Below are 14394 nucleotides of genomic sequence, written 5' to 3'. Positions count from 1 at the left end.
ATCTCCTCGGCCATGCGCAGCTTGTTCTTGAGCGACAGGCGGATGTTGATGCGCTCGACGCCTTCGCTGTAGGCCGCCAGCTTTTCCAGCGGGATGACCACGTCCTCATTGATCTTAAAGGCGTTGGTGTGTGCGGCGATGGCGGCGGTGCGTGCCCTGTCACGCCAGAAGGCGCGACGCGCCTCGGGGCTGACGGCGATAAAGCCGTCGGCATTGCGTGCCGCAGCCAGGCGCACCACTTCGGAGGCGGCTCGGGCGACGTCGTCCTCGACCTCGCCGCTGATGTCGGCGACCAGCACCATGCGTGGCAGGTGTCCGCGCGCACCCTTGGGCGAGTAGTTCACTGCGCGCACATAGCGTTCGTCGAGGTGTTCGAGCCCGGACAGCACGACGCCTGAGTCGGCCTCCAGGGTGTTTTTGATCTCCACGATGGCAGGCACGGCCTCGTGCAGATCATCGCCGTAGAACTCAAGACACACGGTGCGGGTGTGGGCCGGCATGCGATGCAGGATGAACACCGCCGAGGTGATGAATCCGTCGCAGCCTTCCTTCTGGACGCCCGGCAGCCCGCCCAGAAATTTGTCGGTGACGTCCTTGCCGAGCCCCTGCTTGCGGAACATGTGGCCCGGGAAGCTGAGTTCTTCCGGTTCGTCCTGCGGAGTTTTGCCTTTGATCCCGTAGCGGGTAATGCGAAAGCGCACCGTCTCCTGTTCGTGGATCTTGCCGCGGTTGTGATCCAGGCGTTCGATTTCCATCCACTCGCCCTGCGGAGTCACCATGCGCCAGGAGGCCAGATTGTCCAGCGTGGTGCCCCACAGCACGGCCTTCTTGCCGCCGGCGTTCATGGCGACGTTGCCGCCGATGGTGGAGGCGTCCTGGGAGGTGGGGTCGACAGCGAATACCAGGCCGTGGCGTTCCGCCAGTTCGGCAACGCGTTTGGTAACCACGCCCGCGCCGGCCCGCACAGTCGGTACCGTCCCCTCGACCCCGGGCAGGGTGCGTTCATCGACGGCGCTCAGGCCGTCGAGCTTTTCGGTGTTGATCACAGCGGCATTGCCGGTCAGTGGCACGGCGCCGCCGGTGTAACCGGTGCCGCCGCCGCGCGGGATCACGGTCAGGCCGAGCGCAATGCATTCGCGCACCAGGGCGGCGACTTCCTCTTCGGTGTCCGGGTTGAGCACCACGAAGGGGATTTCCACACGCCAGTCGGTGGCGTCGGTGACGTGCGAGACGCGCGCCAGCCCCCCGAAGTCGATGTTGTCGCGGCGGGTGTGGCGTGCGAAATGGCGCGAGGCCCGCCGGCGCAGTTTGTTCTGCTCGGGAAACCAGTTCGCGAAGCGCTCGACGGACTCGCGCGCCCGTTCGGCCAGCATCAGGGCCTGTTCGTTGCCGTGGGCGCGCGTCTCGATCTGTCTCAGGCGGTGCTGCATGGCCTCGATCAGGTTCTGCAGGCGCTTGCGGTTCTCCAGCAGGTCGTCCTGGATGTAGGGGTTGCGGGTGACCACCCACATGTCGCCCAGCACCTCGAACAGCATACGCGCGGAGATACCCGTCACGCGGGAGGCGCGCAGTTTATTCAGGGCCTCCCAGCTTTCCCCGCCCAGGAAGCGGATGACGATCTCGCGGTCGGAGAACGAGGTGTAGTTGTACGGGATTTCGCGGATGCGTTCTTGCATGACAGTCGGGATTCGCGCGGATTCCGCGCCGGGTTTGCAAGGATAAGGCTTTATGCCGCGGACAAACAGTGACGCAGGCTGGGGTTTCTCGATAAACCGGGGTTTATGGTCCGTAAAAAGAAAAAGAGAAAAGAAAAAGGGCGCCCGGAGGCGCCCTTTTTCATGTGACGAGATTCTAAGCGAGGCTTAGAACTTCACCCACATACCAGCGGACAGGGCGCTGGGGTTCTGACCGGCGGCAACAGGCTGCACGCCGCTCAGCTCGCCACCGTGACCACCGCCCCACGGCACGAAGGTGGCGTTGTCGTCGTTGGTCATCTGGGCGTAGTCGACGTAGGCACTGACCTGCTTGGTGAAGTCGTGCTGGAAGCCGACAGCGGCCTGGCTGCCGTTGTTCTTGCTGCCCTTAGGATCGACGACGTTGTACTGGACCTTCACGTGGTTGTTGCCCATGAAGGTGTACTGACCGCCGAGGCCGTAGGCGTTGGCAGAGGCCTTTTCACCATTCGAGGTGAAGTTCTCCACGCCGCCCAGATTGCTGGCGTTTTCATAGTAACCGACCACCTTGAAGGCGGCGATCTTGTAGGTCGCACCCAGACGCACGGCGGTTTCCGCCTTGGTGCCGCCGGTGTACATGCCCTTGCCGTGGCTCTCGTAGGCCAGACCCACGTACAGCGGACCCATGCCGTACTGACCCAGCAGGCTGTAGCCGCTGGCGTTCTTGGTGCCGGCGTCGAAGATGTAGGCGCCGACGACCTGGAAGCCACCGAACTTCGGCGACACGTAGGCCAGCACCTGGGCGGGACGGATGTCGAAGCCGCTGGAGCCGTTGAGCTTGAGGGACATGGTGTTACGGGTGTCGCCCACCTGATCGCCGAACAGGTCGGTCTTGCGGCCCAGGGACTTCATGGGGGTGTCGTGACGACCGATCAGGGCGGTACCGAAGCCACCGGACAGACCGATGAAGGTGTTGCGGTTGGACAGCTTGCCGTCACCGGACTGCTCGCTGAAACCATTCTCCACCTGGAAGATGGCCTTCAGGCCGTTGCCCAGGTCGTGCGAGCCCTTGATGCCGAAGCGCGAGCTGTTGGACACCAGGCCCAGGCCGCTCTTGCTGTTGGTACCAGTGGCGTCGGTGTTGCTGTTCTGGTAATCGATGGAGGTGTGAATCTTGCCGTACACGGCTGCGTCCGCCATCGCGGCGGCGGGCAGAGCCATGGCACCGGCGATCGCGATCGCAAGTACTTGCTTCTTCATGAGTTGTGACTCCTTAAGGATTGTTTTTAACAAACCGTGGCTGTCTTGCGACAGACCGGCACTTTATAAAGCACTTGAACAGGGGGCTGCAAGTGAACATTCGGTTACACTTTATGACAAAGATAGTACATGGTCGAAATCAGCTGTCATTGCGAAAATTAATGATAATGTGTAAGGGGTAAGGGGTAAGGGGTGGCGAGTGGAGTCCGGACAAAGTACGAGTTCCGCCTCACCCCTCACGACTTACACCTCACTTCCGGCCCCTCGACCGCAACCCGGAAATAAAACGGCCCGCACAGGGCGGTGAGCATGGGACTAGGATTGTTCGGCGCATCCCTGCGCCTCACCCCTTCGGGGCTTGCGCGATAAATCGCTCCCGGCGATTTATTGTTCGGCGCATCCATGCGCCTCACCCCTACGGGGCTCGCTGCGCTCGCGCCGGATCGTTCCCGACGATCCGGTCGAACCTGACTAGGTTCTCACCTCTCGGCCGCAACCCAGAAATAAAACGGCCCGCACAAGGCGGGCCGTTTTATTTCTGGCTGGGGGACTAGGATTCGAACCTAGATTGACGGAGTCAGAGTCCGCTGTCCTGCCGTTAGACGATCCCCCAACAAACCGATTAGCGCTTGGAGAACTGCGTGGCGCGACGGGCTTTGCGCAGACCGACCTTCTTACGCTCGACCTCGCGGGCGTCGCGGGTCAGCAGGCCGGTGGCGCGCAGCTTGGGGCGCAGCGCTTCGTCGTACTGCAGCAGGGCGCGGGCGATGCCGAGGCGGATGGCGCCGGCCTGGCCGCTGCCGCCACCACCTTCGACGGTGACGGTGATATCGAACTTGTCGTTGAGTTCGGCGGCTTCAAGCGGCTGGCGCACGACCATGCGTGCGGTCTCGCGGCCGAAGAATTCGTCCAGCGGGCGCTTGTTGACGATGATGTCGCCCTTGCCGGGGCGCAGGAAAACGCGCGCGGCGGAGGTCTTGCGGCGGCCGGTGCCGTAATACTGGGTGGCGCTCATGATTCAGTCTGTCCTATGTTCAGATGTCCAGCGGCTGCGGCTGCTGGGCGGTGTGCTTGTGATCGGTGCCGGCGTAGACCTTGAGCTTGCGGAACATGGCCCGGCCCAGCGGATTCTTCGGCAGCATGCCCTTGACGGCGTATTCGATGACGCGCTCAGGGGCCTTTTCGATCAGCTGCTGGAAGCTGGCGGTTTTCAGGTTACCGATGTAACCCGTGTGATGGTGATACATCTTGTCGCTCGCCTTGTTGCCGGTGACGCGCACCTTTTCGGCATTGATGACCACGATGTAGTCGCCCGTGTCGACGTGCGGGGTGTATTCCGGCTTGTGCTTGCCGCGCAGGCGGCGGGCGATCTCGGTCGCAAGCCGGCCCAGGGTCTTACCGTCGGCGTCGACCAGGAACCAGTCGCGCTGGACTTCGGCGGGCTTGGCAGAAAAGGTGCTCATGTCGTTCTCCAACAAAAGTCGGTCTGACTACAGAAAGGGCGGGAATGCTACTGAAAAGCGGCCCGTATGGCAAGCCCCCATGAGGCGCAAACGCGCGCGCCGCCGGGGTCTGCAGCCGGCCGGCCGGGCAGGTCTGTGGCCCCGGAGCAGCTTCAAATACCCTGCTTTATTTGTGTGAATTTATTGTGGGCAAAAATAAGCGCGGCAAGGGAGGGAAGCGCCGCGCTAAATTACCACCAAAGGAGGATGGAGGATTGAGCTGAACCAGCGGGGGGCGCTGAATCAGCATGTAAGTATCTTCTAATACTCTAAGATGTTTGTCAACTATTTATTTGAATCGCCCCGGATGGCGCGGTGCGTATCGGGGCAGGGCGGAATGCTCAGATCTTGAGGCGCTCGACCGGTCGGCCGTGCACCAGGTGTTCTTCGATGATTTCGTCGATGTCTTCCCGGTCGACGTAGGTGTACCAGACGCCTTCGGGGTAGACCACGGCGACCGGCCCTTCGCTGCAGCGGTCCAGGCAGCCGGCGGTATTGACCCGCACCTGCCCCGGGCCGGTGATGCCGAGTTCCTTGCAGCGTTGCTTGGCATGGGCGCGCATTTCAGCGGCACCGTACTGGGCGCAGCACACCCGCCCGTCCTCGCGGCAATTGGTGCAGAAAAAGATATGGCGCTGGTAGTAGCTCACTGGAAACGGCCCATGAGACGTTGCTTTACCGGATATAAATGGGGTCGGGCCGGAGGCGGATCAAGAGAGCGGGTTCATTCCTCATTGCCGGGGAAATCGTATACCAGGTTGAGGGTGGTGATGCTGTCGGTTTTCTTGAGGTCGTCCGGCGGATTGGTGTTGTGGTTGACCGTGTAGCTTAGGTTCATGCTCAGGTAGCCGTTGAGTTTGACCTTAAGGGAGCTGACCGACTGGGCGGCGGTATTGTAGCGACCGGCCTCGGCACTTAGGTCCTGCTCGAACTTGGCGCCGGTCGGGAACCGGTACACAAATTTGGTGGCCGCGCGGGCGATGGCTTCGTCCTGGCGGGTGTCGTCGGTGAGGAAACTTTGCCGGGCGCCGGCGCCGAGCTCGACGTCCAGCTGCGTGCGCTGGTCGTTCAGCAGGCGGTGACCGTAGCCGACGGATTCGGAATACCGGTAGTCGTAGCCGCTGAAGCGGTCGGAAAGCAGACCGAGCAGTCCGTACACATAATTGTGGCGGCTGAAGTTGTAGTCGATCTTGTAGGAGGACTCGGTGCGTTTGGCCGTCGTACTGTCATCCTGGGTGGCGGCGAGCGATGACAGCTTGAAGTCCTGCTTCCATGGGCCCTGGGTGCGTATGGCCCGGAATTTGCCGTTGTAGGTGCTGCTCTTGCTGTTGCCGGTGGTGACCACGGCCCCTGCCTCGGCGCTGAGCTTCCACTTGACCGGATTGGCTGGAGCATCGTCCGTCCCGGCCGGTGGGGGCGGTGCGGCCGGAGCAGGCGCATCGGCTGCGCCGGCCAGTTGCGGCAGGCTGCCGGCCACGAGGAGAAGATAAATGGATTTTCTGGTCACACGCATATGGTTCGTAAAGCTAGCACAACCCCCAGGCGCCCGCTTTATTCCGTGAGCCCGATGCGGGTATGCTGGCATGTGTCAGCCATTCGCGGAGCCGGCGTTTCCGGGCACGGGGCCTGCAGAAAATACGGCAGCAGCGTCAGGCGACCACAAGTCAGGACATGAACATGCGAAATTATTCCTTTTTTGATCGTCTGTTGATGGAGATCGACCAGTCTCTGCGCACGGTTCACGGCCGCCCGGCAGTAACCGAACGGCCCAATCCCGCCGACAACGTGCCCGATGCGGAGCTGAACGACTCGGAACGCGATCTGACGGGGCGTTTGATGCGTATCAATCACGCCGGCGAGGTGTCCGCGCAGGGGCTTTATCAGGGCCAGGCGCTGACCGCAAAACGTGAGGACGTTCGCAGGGAGATGCACCGCTCGGCGCTGGAAGAGAACGATCATCTGGCCTGGTGCGAGCAGCGTATCAACGAGCTTGGTTCCCACAAAAGTTATCTGGGACCGTTCTGGTACTGGGGGTCGTTCGCCATCGGCGCGTTTGCCGGTGCGATCGGCGACAAGTGGAGTCTGGGTTTCGTCACCGAGACCGAGCGGCAGGTGATTCGTCATCTGGACGGGCATCTGGCTGAGATCGCACCGCAGGATCAGCGTTCGCGGGTGATTCTGGAGCAGATGAAAGAGGACGAGGCCCATCATGCCCACAAGGCCCTGGAGGCCGGCGGCGCCGAACTGCCCGCGCCGGTGAAGGGGGCCATGAAGCTGATTTCGAAGGTGATGACCCGGAGCGTCTATTGGGTCTGATTTTGAAATCCGTAAGGCGTAAGGCGTAAGGCGTAAGGCGTAAGGCGTAAGGCGTAAGGCGTAAGGCGTAAAGGCTGACTCTACCTCACGCCTCACCCCTGGCGCCTTACCTTTTCTTAAATCTTGGACATATTCTCGCCGTAGAAAATCTCCGCCATTTCCTTGCGCAGGCGCTGTTCGATGCGCTCGAGTTCCTTGTCCGAATAGTCGGTCCTGCCCAAACCGAACAGATAGTTGTCCAGCTCGAATTCCTTGAGCAGCATCTTGGTGTGAAAGATGTACTCCTGGTACACGTTCACATCGATCATCTGGTAGCGGCGCTTGGTGTCCCTGGCGATGTAGTTCTGGATGGAATTGATCTTGTGGTCGATGAAGTGCTTGCGGCCGCGGATGTCGCGCGTGAAGCCGCGCACCCGGTAGTCGATCATGACGATGTCGGAGTCGAAGCTGTGGATCAGGTAGTTCAGCGCCCGCAGCGGTGAGATACGCCCGCAGGTGGAGACGTCGATGTCGGCGCGGAAGGTGCTGATACCGCCGTCGGGATGGCTTTCCGGGTAGGTGTGTACCGTGATGTGGCTTTTGTCGAGGTGGGCGAGCACGGTCTCGGGCAGCGGGCCGGGTGCCTGCGTATTGGACAGCTGTTCAGTGGTGATCGGCTCTTCGGAGATCAGCATGACGACGCTGGCGCCCTGCGGATCGTAGTCCTGGTGCGAGATGTCGAGAATGTTGGCGCCGATGAGGTTGCTGACTTCGGTAAGAATCTGCGTCAGGCGTTCGGCGCTGTACATCTCGTCGATGTATTCGAGGTACTCGAGCCGATGCTGTTCGGTGTTCGCGTAGCAGATATCGTAGATATTGAAGCTCAGGGTCTTGGTCAGGTTGTTGAACCCGTAGAGCTTGATCTTCTTGTCCAGTCGTTTGACCAATGCGGTTATTCTCCGGCACAGGCCGCCGCGATCGGCGGGTGGTAAATGATCTGTACGACGTTGCCTTCTGGGTCATAACAGTAAAAGCTGCGCGCGCCGTCGCGATGGGTGCGCGGCGGCTTGGCGATCTTCACGCCGTGGCCGGTCAGAAAGGCAAACCAGTCGTCGACGGCTTCCGGATTGCGCAGGATGAAGCCGATATGGTCCAGGGCCTGGGGCTGGTCGCCGGCGCCGGGGTCCCCCACGTGCAGTGCGAGGTTGTCGCACCCGCTGGTCAGGTAAAGATTGTCCGGGTCCGGGCGCCACTCCACCTGCATGCCCAGAAGGTCCACGTAGAAATGTTCACAGGCGGCGATGTCACGCACGTTAAGGGCGACATGGCGCATGCCGCCCATGCCGGCGGGACGATGAATGTCGTCGTTCATGATTGAAAGACCTCTCTGCGTACGTCTTGGCAAAGGCTTTCCCCGAACTGGCGTCGCAGCACCAGTGGCAGGGCGATCGACCCGCAGGCAAGCAGGCGGTCGTGAAATTGTTTAAGGCCGAGGGTCCCGGCGCCGAGAGGGTGTTTGCGGGCGCTCAGGATCATGGCCTGGCCGGTGGCGTAACTCATGGGCTGGGTCGGTGCCAGGCTGTACCAGGTCAGTTCGCCACGGGCGTGATGGTAGTCGAAGCCGAGGCTTTCTTGCAGCCTTTCCGCCGCCACGTCCACGCCCAGGCCGCCGGTATGCAGTTCCACGTCGATCAGGATGCGCAGGGCGCGCCACAGATAGTCACGTGCCAGGATGAGGCGCGATTCGGGGCCGTTCAGAAATCCCTGTTCGTGCATCAGCCGCTCGCTGTACAGGGCCCAGCCCTCGTACAGGGTGGCAGAGGGGTTGAGCAGGCGCGGCAGGCTGCGCGAGGTGTAGCGCAGATTGGCGGTGACGAACTGCAGATGATGGCCGGGCCATGCCTCGTGGACGCAGGTATGACGTATGACGGTGGGGCTGTGTTCAAAGTTGGTCTCGCCTTCTTCGGGCGGGGTCACGAAGAAGACGCCATGCTGGTCCAGGTCACCCGGTGAGGGTTCGTAGTAGGCGGCGAAGGGGATCTGGTCGTGCAGAAACAGCGGTGTGCCCACGACCTGCAGGCTTTCCCGTGCGGGCAGGCTGACGAGATCGTGCTGGATCAGGAATTCGCGTGCCAGCTGGAGGGTGCGCTGGTAAACGGCGAGGGTGTCCGTGTCGTCCGTTCCCGCCGGTTCGAGGCGTGCGAGCGCGGCGGCGACGTCGGTCGCGCCCAGTTCCCGGCACGCCGCTTCCAGTTGCGCCGTGGCATCGGCGGCCAGGCGCGTGCCGAGGCCGTGAAGTTGTTCCAGGTCCACGTCCAGGAAGTGGCGGAGTTTGAGCAGCCGTTCGAAATGACGGCGGCCGCAGGCCAGGTCGCCTTCGCTGCTCGGTCCGATGTCGTGTTCGAGAAAATGGGCGAAATCGATCAGGGCGTGGGCGGCGGCCTCCTGGAGCGGCCGCAGCTCGTCGAGGTTGGTGATCGAACGGTACACCATCGGGGCCTGGTGCAGCTCGCGGACGAAGTCGGCGCCGGTCAGGGCCTCCTGCCAAGCGGTTTCCAGCCACAGGATGGGGATGAGTTCGGGGGTCAACGCGAGCTCGGCGCGCGCGCCGCGCAGATACTCGGGAATGGCCGTCAGGCATTGCTTCAGGGCACGCCCCCGGTGCTGGACGGGGCGCAGCGTGAGCTGATGCAGGGTACGCAGGGGCAGGAATTCGAGCGGGTTGTGGTGACGCCAGTCCGAGTCGCGCAGTTCCTGTATCTCGATCAGGGCCGCGCCACGCAGGATGGCCAGGTCCATGGCCCGATCCTGGTCGAGCTGATCGGCTTCGAATTCATCCAGTCCGTTGAGCAGCTTTTCGTTGAGCGCGATCAGGGCGCCGATATCGTCATCCAGGTACGGGCGCAGCTGGCCGGCGTAGCCCGGCAGGCCGGCATCCACCGCGCGCGACGGATGGTAGCGGAACCAGGCCTGGTAATAGTTTTCGACGAGCGCGTCGAAGCCGTGGTCGTCCGGCGGCATGGAGGTGCTTCAGGCCTGGACGATTTCGTAATCGTGGGTGATCGTGGCGGTCTTGCCCAGCATCAGAGAGGCCGAGCAGTATTTTTCGGCCGACAGCTGGATGGCGCGCGCAACGTGCTTGTCGGACAGATCATGCCCGCTCACGATGAAGTGAATATGGATGCTGGTAAAGACCTTGGGCTCTTTGTCGGCACGCTCGGCGCTGAGTTCGGCCACGCAGTCGGTGACATCCTGGCGCGCCTTTTTGAGAATGTGCACCACGTCGAAGGCGGTACAGCCACCCGTGCCGAGCAGCAGCATTTCCATCGGCCGGACGCCGAGGTTGCGCCCGCCGCTGTCAGGCGGTCCGTCCATGACCACGGCATGGCCGCTTTCGGACTCGCCGACGAAGGTGACGTCTTCCAGCCATTTGATGCGCGCTTTCATGGTTCAGGTCCGGATGTTCATGAAGTTAGACAAGACAATATCAGAGCAATACACTGCATCAACTATCGGCAGGCGTCGGATATTTGGCGGTCGAGGGTGGGAGGATCGCCGATTTATGACGCCGCAGCTCACGGGAGGCGAAAAGATCAATGGCTCTGGCAGCTCCTCAGAAAGGACAGGTAGTCAATCAAGCGCTGGATCGGTTTCTGGAGCACTGTCACCGGCGCCGGTTACCTGCGCGTTCCGTCATCATCCATGCGGGGGATCCCCCTGATTCGCTGTACTATATCATCGCCGGATCGGTCAGCGTAATGATCGAGGACACCGAAGGGCACGAGATCGTGCTGGCGTATCTGAACCAGGGCGATTTCTTCGGGGAGATGGGCCTGTTCGACGAGCAGACCCGCAGCGCCTGGGTCGTCGCACGCGAGTCCTGCGAGATCGCCGAGATGAGCTACACCGAGTTCCGCCGCCTCGCGAACGAGCATTCCGATCTGCTGTTCGCGCTGGCCGCCCAGATGGCCGCGCGTCTGCGCGACACCAGCCGCAAGGTGATCGACCTGGCCTTCCTCGACGTCGCCGGACGGATCGCACGCACCCTGCTCGATCTGGCACACCAGCCCGACGCCATGACGCATCCCGACGGGATGCAGATCAAGGTGACGCGCCAGGAACTGGCGCGCATGGTGGGATGTTCCCGGGAGATGGCCGGGCGGGTGCTCAAGGACCTGGAAGACCGCAAGCTGATCTCGGCCCACGGCAAGACCGTCGTGGTCTACGGCACGCGCTGAGCTCAGGCGAACAGTTCGTGCAGGCGGGCGCCCGGGTCCTCGGCGCGCATGAATGCCTCGCCGACCAGAAAGCCGTGTACCCCCGCCGCGCGCATGCGCTGCACGTCGGCCGGTGTGTGAATCCCGCTCTCGGTGATGACCAGGCGATCTTCGGGGATGGCCTCGAGCAGATCCAGGGTAGTCTCCAGCCGGGTCTCGAAGCTGCGCAGGTCGCGGTTGTTGATGCCGATCAATCGCGCGCCGAGTTGCAGCGCACGTTCGAGTTCCGCGCGGTCGTGGACCTCGACCAGGGCGTCCATCCCCAGCTCTCCGCTCAGTTGATGCAGTTCCTGCAGCTGCGAGTCGTTCAGCGCAGCCACGATCAGCAGCACACAATCCGCACCCAGCGTGCGTGCCTCGTAGACCTGATATGGGTCGATGAGGAAATCCTTGCGCAATACCGGCAGCGAACAGGCTGCGCGCGCGGTTTGAAGATAAGCGTCGCTGCCCTGGAAAAAATCCTGGTCGGTGAGCACCGACAGACAGGTCGCGCCGCCGCGTTCGTAGCTCATGGCGATCGCCGCCGGATCGAAATCCGGGCGGATCACGCCCTTGCTGGGCGATGCCTTCTTGACCTCGGCGATTACGCCTGCCTGCCCCTGTGCGATGCGTTGTGCCAGGGCGTCTGCAAATGGACGCACCGGTGACGCATCCGCCGCCCGGGGGATGAGTTCGGCCAGCGGCACGGCTGCGCTGCGTTCAGCGACTTCCTCGGCCTTGCGTTTCAGAATGCGCGCGAGAATGTCCGGCGTCGCGCCTGCGGAATGGGCGGTCATCGTCGGTCAGCTGACTTCCCGTGCGCCCTCGGGCGTACCGAGGATGAGGACATCGGCCGGGCGATTGGCGAAGATGCCGACCGTCACGACACCGGGGATCTGATTGATCTCGGTTTCCAGCTTCAGCGGCTCCATGATTTCCAGATTCTGGATGTCCAGGATCAGGTTGCCGTTGTCGGTGGTGAAGCCTTCGCGCAGCACCGGCTTGCCGCCCAGGCGGACGAGTTCGCGGGCGACGAAGCTGCGCGCCATGGGGATGACCTCGACCGGCAGCGGAAAGGCCCCCAGGATGTCGACCAGCTTGGATTCGTCAGCGATGCAAACGAATTTGTCGCTGGCGCCGGCAACGATCTTTTCGCGGGTCAGCGCACCGCCGCCGCCCTTGATCAGCTGGAGCTGACGATTGGATTCGTCGGCGCCGTCGACGTAGAGCGGCAGCTGGCCGACGCTGTTCAGATCGAGTACCGGAATGCCGTGTTCGCGCAGCCGGGCGGCACTGGCATCGGAGCTGGCGACGGTGCCGTCGATCTTGCCTTTGATGCCGGCGAGCAGATCGATGAAGTGGTTGGCCGTGGAGCCGGTGCCGATGCCGACGATCATGCCCTCTTCTACATAGGCCAACGCCGCCTCCGCGGCGGCCTTTTTCATCTCATCCTGGTTCATGGCGTGGAATCCGCTGGATTGGAATGGTGGGCAAGATACAGGGGAACCGCGCTGAGTGACAAGTCGCATCATCTTGCTTGTCGGCAGTCCACGCTAACCTGTATCTTGCTGGTATGCCTCAGAAAATAATCGAAAAAATCCTGGGCGCGCGCGTTTATGACGTGGCGCAGGAAACCCCCCTGGAGCAGGCCCCCGGGCTGTCCGGACGACTGCGCAACAGCGTTTTTCTCAAGCGGGAGGACCTGCAGCCGGTCTTTTCCTTCAAGTTGCGCGGTGCCTACAACCGTATTTTCCATCTCAGCGAGGAGGAGCGTGCCCGCGGCGTCATTGCGGCATCGGCCGGCAATCATGCTCAGGGCGTCGCGCTGGCGGGGCGTCGCCTGGGTGTCAGGACGGTGATCGTCATGCCGCGGACCACGCCGCGTATCAAGGTCGATGCCGTGCGCGCCCTGGGCGGGCGCGCCGTGCTGGTGGGCGACGGCTACGACGAGGCCTACGCGCATGCCATTAAGCTCATGGAAGAAGAAGGGCTGGCCTTCATTCATCCTTATGATGATCCCTATGTCATCGCCGGCCAAGGCACCATCGGCATGGAGCTGATCCGCCAGCACCCCGACCCCTTTGCGGCTGTGTTCGTACCGATCGGTGGCGGCGGGCTGGCGGCGGGGGTGGCGACCTATCTGAAATATCTGCGCCCGGATGTGCGCATCATCGGAGTGGAGCCGGATGACGCCCCCTCGATGTACGAGGCGCTGCGGCAGGGGCGCCGCGTGCGCCTGAAACAGGTCGGCATCTTTGCCGATGGCGCGGCGGTCAGGCAGGTGGGGCGCGAGACATTGCGTCTGGCCCGTAAATTCGTCGATGAGGTCGTGCTGGTATCGGCCGATGAGATCTGTGCCGCGATCAAGGATGTATTCGATGACACCCGCGCGGTTGCCGAACCGGCCGGGGCATTGGCGGTGGCCGGCATGAAGCAGTACATCGCCCGGGAAGGTATGACCGACCAGCACGTGATTGCCTTGTTGAGCGGCGCCAACATCAATTTCGACCGGCTGCGTTACGTGGCGGAGCGGGCCGAAGTGGGTGAACAACGCGAGGCGATCCTGGCAGTGACCATCCCCGAGCGACCGGGGAGCTTCAGGCAGTTTTGCCGTGCAATCGGCAAGCGGGGGGTTACCGAATTCAATTATCGTTATGCCGATTCACGGCAGGCGCATGTATTCGTAGGGGTCCAGCTGGCCGACGGCCAGAAGGAACGTGAAGCCATTCTCGGCGATCTGGTCGAGCGAGGCTACGAGGTTCTGGATCTGACCGACAACGAAATGGCCAAGCTGCATGTGCGGCACATGGTGGGCGGGCATTCGGGGGTGGTTACCGATGAGATGTTATACCGGTTCGAATTCCCGGAACGTCCCGGTGCGCTACTGCGTTTTCTGACTCAGATGGGCCAGGGCTGGAATATCAGCCTGTTTCATTACCGCAATCACGGAGCAGCCTACGGCCGGGTACTGGTCGGCCTGCAGGTGCCGGCCAAGGACAAGCGCCGGTTTCAACGGTTTCTCGATGAGTTGGGCTATCCCTATATCGAAGAGACCCACAATCCGGCGTATCGACTGTTTTTGGGCTGACGTGTCCACATTGGGGGCAGGGCGGTTATATGCCGCTGGCGATGACGTGGGGTGGCGTTCCCGGCGTCGTCGCTGCTTGACTGGTTGAGGCAGATAAAAAAGAAGGCCCGCTTGCGCGGGCCTTCTTTTTTGCTGATGGCCGTCAGAATCAGAAGCTGCCTTCGCTGCCAGGCGGCTTGGTCATCGGCGGGATGACCGGTAACGGCCGGGGTTCCGGAGCCGCTGCCGCGGGCGCCGCCTTTTTCTTGGCGGTGGCCTTCTTCTTCGGCGCCGCCTTTTTCTTGGCGGTGGCCTTCTTCTTCGGCGCCGCCTTTTTCTTG

General features: G+C 62.4%; 15 protein-coding genes and 1 tRNA gene. 3 read left to right on the top strand and 13 right to left on the bottom strand.

The genetic code is table 11. The features are described from left to right. From P8Y64_11245 to P8Y64_11215, 7 genes are all read right to left on the bottom strand, one after another. Window positions 1–1676, bottom strand: a 1676-nt coding sequence (locus P8Y64_11245; protein MEJ2061040.1) for a DUF3683 domain-containing protein, incomplete at its 3' end; no start/stop codon positions are given. Between the two features lie 186 nt (window positions 1677–1862). Next, complete coding sequence (locus tag P8Y64_11240) at window positions 1863–2933, bottom strand: porin (GenBank protein MEJ2061039.1); 1071 nt, start codon at window positions 2931–2933, stop codon at window positions 1863–1865. 539 nt (window positions 2934–3472) lie between these two features. After that, window positions 3473–3546 (bottom strand) — tRNA-Gln (locus P8Y64_11235). Window positions 3547–3555: 9 nt separating this feature from the next. Continuing rightward, window positions 3556–3948, bottom strand: a complete 393-nt coding sequence (gene rpsI / locus P8Y64_11230) for a 30S ribosomal protein S9 (protein MEJ2061038.1) — start codon at window positions 3946–3948, stop codon at window positions 3556–3558. A 19-nt stretch (window positions 3949–3967) separates the two neighbouring features. After that, window positions 3968–4396, bottom strand: coding sequence for a 50S ribosomal protein L13 (rplM, locus tag P8Y64_11225; GenBank protein MEJ2061037.1), 429 nt, complete (start codon window positions 4394–4396; stop codon window positions 3968–3970). Between the two features lie 380 nt (window positions 4397–4776). Then, entirely contained in the window at window positions 4777–5085 is a 309-nt protein-coding gene (locus P8Y64_11220; GenBank protein MEJ2061036.1) for an NAD(P)H-dependent oxidoreductase subunit E, read from the bottom strand. A 74-nt stretch (window positions 5086–5159) separates the two neighbouring features. Next, window positions 5160–5942, bottom strand: a complete 783-nt coding sequence (locus P8Y64_11215) for a DUF481 domain-containing protein (GenBank protein ID MEJ2061035.1) — start codon at window positions 5940–5942, stop codon at window positions 5160–5162. Between the two features lie 164 nt (window positions 5943–6106). Here P8Y64_11215 and coq7 point away from each other — a divergent pair, with 164 nt between their 5' ends. Beyond that, a complete protein-coding gene (gene coq7 / locus P8Y64_11210; GenBank protein ID MEJ2061034.1) occupies window positions 6107–6751 on the top strand; it encodes a 2-polyprenyl-3-methyl-6-methoxy-1,4-benzoquinone monooxygenase in 645 nt (214 codons plus the stop codon). Between the two features lie 116 nt (window positions 6752–6867). On the opposite strand, the gene speD is transcribed toward coq7, so the two are convergent. From speD to P8Y64_11190, 4 genes are read right to left on the bottom strand one after another with little or no spacing between them, the layout of a single operon-like run. Continuing rightward, window positions 6868–7677 (bottom strand): adenosylmethionine decarboxylase, encoded by an 810-nt coding sequence (gene speD, locus P8Y64_11205; protein ID MEJ2061033.1) that lies wholly within the window; start codon window positions 7675–7677, stop codon window positions 6868–6870. A gap of 5 nt (window positions 7678–7682) precedes the next feature. Continuing rightward, window positions 7683–8102, bottom strand: coding sequence for a VOC family protein (locus P8Y64_11200; protein ID MEJ2061032.1), 420 nt, complete (start codon window positions 8100–8102; stop codon window positions 7683–7685). Next, complete coding sequence (locus tag P8Y64_11195) at window positions 8099–9751, bottom strand: DUF885 domain-containing protein (GenBank protein ID MEJ2061031.1); 1653 nt, start codon at window positions 9749–9751, stop codon at window positions 8099–8101. Before P8Y64_11195 ends, P8Y64_11200 begins: the two co-directional genes overlap by 4 nt. 9 nt (window positions 9752–9760) lie before the next feature. Further along, entirely contained in the window at window positions 9761–10177 is a 417-nt protein-coding gene (locus tag P8Y64_11190; protein MEJ2061030.1) for an OsmC family protein, read from the bottom strand. A gap of 149 nt (window positions 10178–10326) precedes the next feature. On the opposite strand from P8Y64_11190, the gene crp reads away from it, so the two are divergent. Next, window positions 10327–10968, top strand: coding sequence for a cAMP-activated global transcriptional regulator CRP (crp, locus tag P8Y64_11185; protein MEJ2061029.1), 642 nt, complete (start codon window positions 10327–10329; stop codon window positions 10966–10968). A 2-nt stretch (window positions 10969–10970) separates the two neighbouring features. Here the strand turns inward: crp and trpC are convergent, their stop codons facing one another. Continuing rightward, window positions 10971–11783, bottom strand: coding sequence for an indole-3-glycerol phosphate synthase TrpC (gene trpC / locus P8Y64_11180; GenBank protein ID MEJ2061028.1), 813 nt, complete (start codon window positions 11781–11783; stop codon window positions 10971–10973). A gap of 6 nt (window positions 11784–11789) precedes the next feature. Continuing rightward, the gene (gene rpiA, locus P8Y64_11175; protein ID MEJ2061027.1) at window positions 11790–12446 is read right to left on the bottom strand and encodes a ribose-5-phosphate isomerase RpiA; all 657 of its coding nucleotides are present in this window, start codon (window positions 12444–12446) and stop codon (window positions 11790–11792) included. Between the two features lie 113 nt (window positions 12447–12559). Between rpiA and ilvA the strand changes: the two genes are divergently transcribed. Next, a complete protein-coding gene (gene ilvA, locus P8Y64_11170; protein ID MEJ2061026.1) occupies window positions 12560–14074 on the top strand; it encodes a threonine ammonia-lyase, biosynthetic in 1515 nt (504 codons plus the stop codon). Window positions 14075–14394: the final 320 nt, after the last annotated feature.

The organism is Gammaproteobacteria bacterium, assembly GCA_037388465.1.
GTDB lineage: Bacteria > Pseudomonadota > Gammaproteobacteria > SpSt-1174 > SpSt-1174 > JARRKE01.
The sequence above is the reverse complement of the archived record's forward strand: the minus strand, read 5'-3'. Positions and strand labels throughout refer to the sequence as shown.

Coding starts and splice junctions, on each gene's coding strand:
- P8Y64_11240 (MEJ2061039.1), bottom strand. CDS start 2,933: ATGAAGAAGCAAGTACTTGCGATCGCGATCGCCGGTGCCATGGCTCTG.
- rpsI (MEJ2061038.1), bottom strand. CDS start 3,948: ATGAGCGCCACCCAGTATTACGGCACCGGCCGCCGCAAGACCTCCGCC.
- rplM (MEJ2061037.1), bottom strand. CDS start 4,396: ATGAGCACCTTTTCTGCCAAGCCCGCCGAAGTCCAGCGCGACTGGTTC.
- coq7 (MEJ2061034.1), top strand. CDS start 6,107: ATGAACATGCGAAATTATTCCTTTTTTGATCGTCTGTTGATGGAGATC.
- P8Y64_11200 (MEJ2061032.1), bottom strand. CDS start 8,102: ATGAACGACGACATTCATCGTCCCGCCGGCATGGGCGGCATGCGCCAT.
- P8Y64_11195 (MEJ2061031.1), bottom strand. CDS start 9,751: ATGCCGCCGGACGACCACGGCTTCGACGCGCTCGTCGAAAACTATTAC.
- P8Y64_11190 (MEJ2061030.1), bottom strand. CDS start 10,177: ATGAAAGCGCGCATCAAATGGCTGGAAGACGTCACCTTCGTCGGCGAG.
- crp (MEJ2061029.1), top strand. CDS start 10,327: ATGGCTCTGGCAGCTCCTCAGAAAGGACAGGTAGTCAATCAAGCGCTG.
- trpC (MEJ2061028.1), bottom strand. CDS start 11,783: ATGACCGCCCATTCCGCAGGCGCGACGCCGGACATTCTCGCGCGCATT.
- rpiA (MEJ2061027.1), bottom strand. CDS start 12,446: ATGAACCAGGATGAGATGAAAAAGGCCGCCGCGGAGGCGGCGTTGGCC.
- ilvA (MEJ2061026.1), top strand. CDS start 12,560: ATGCCTCAGAAAATAATCGAAAAAATCCTGGGCGCGCGCGTTTATGAC.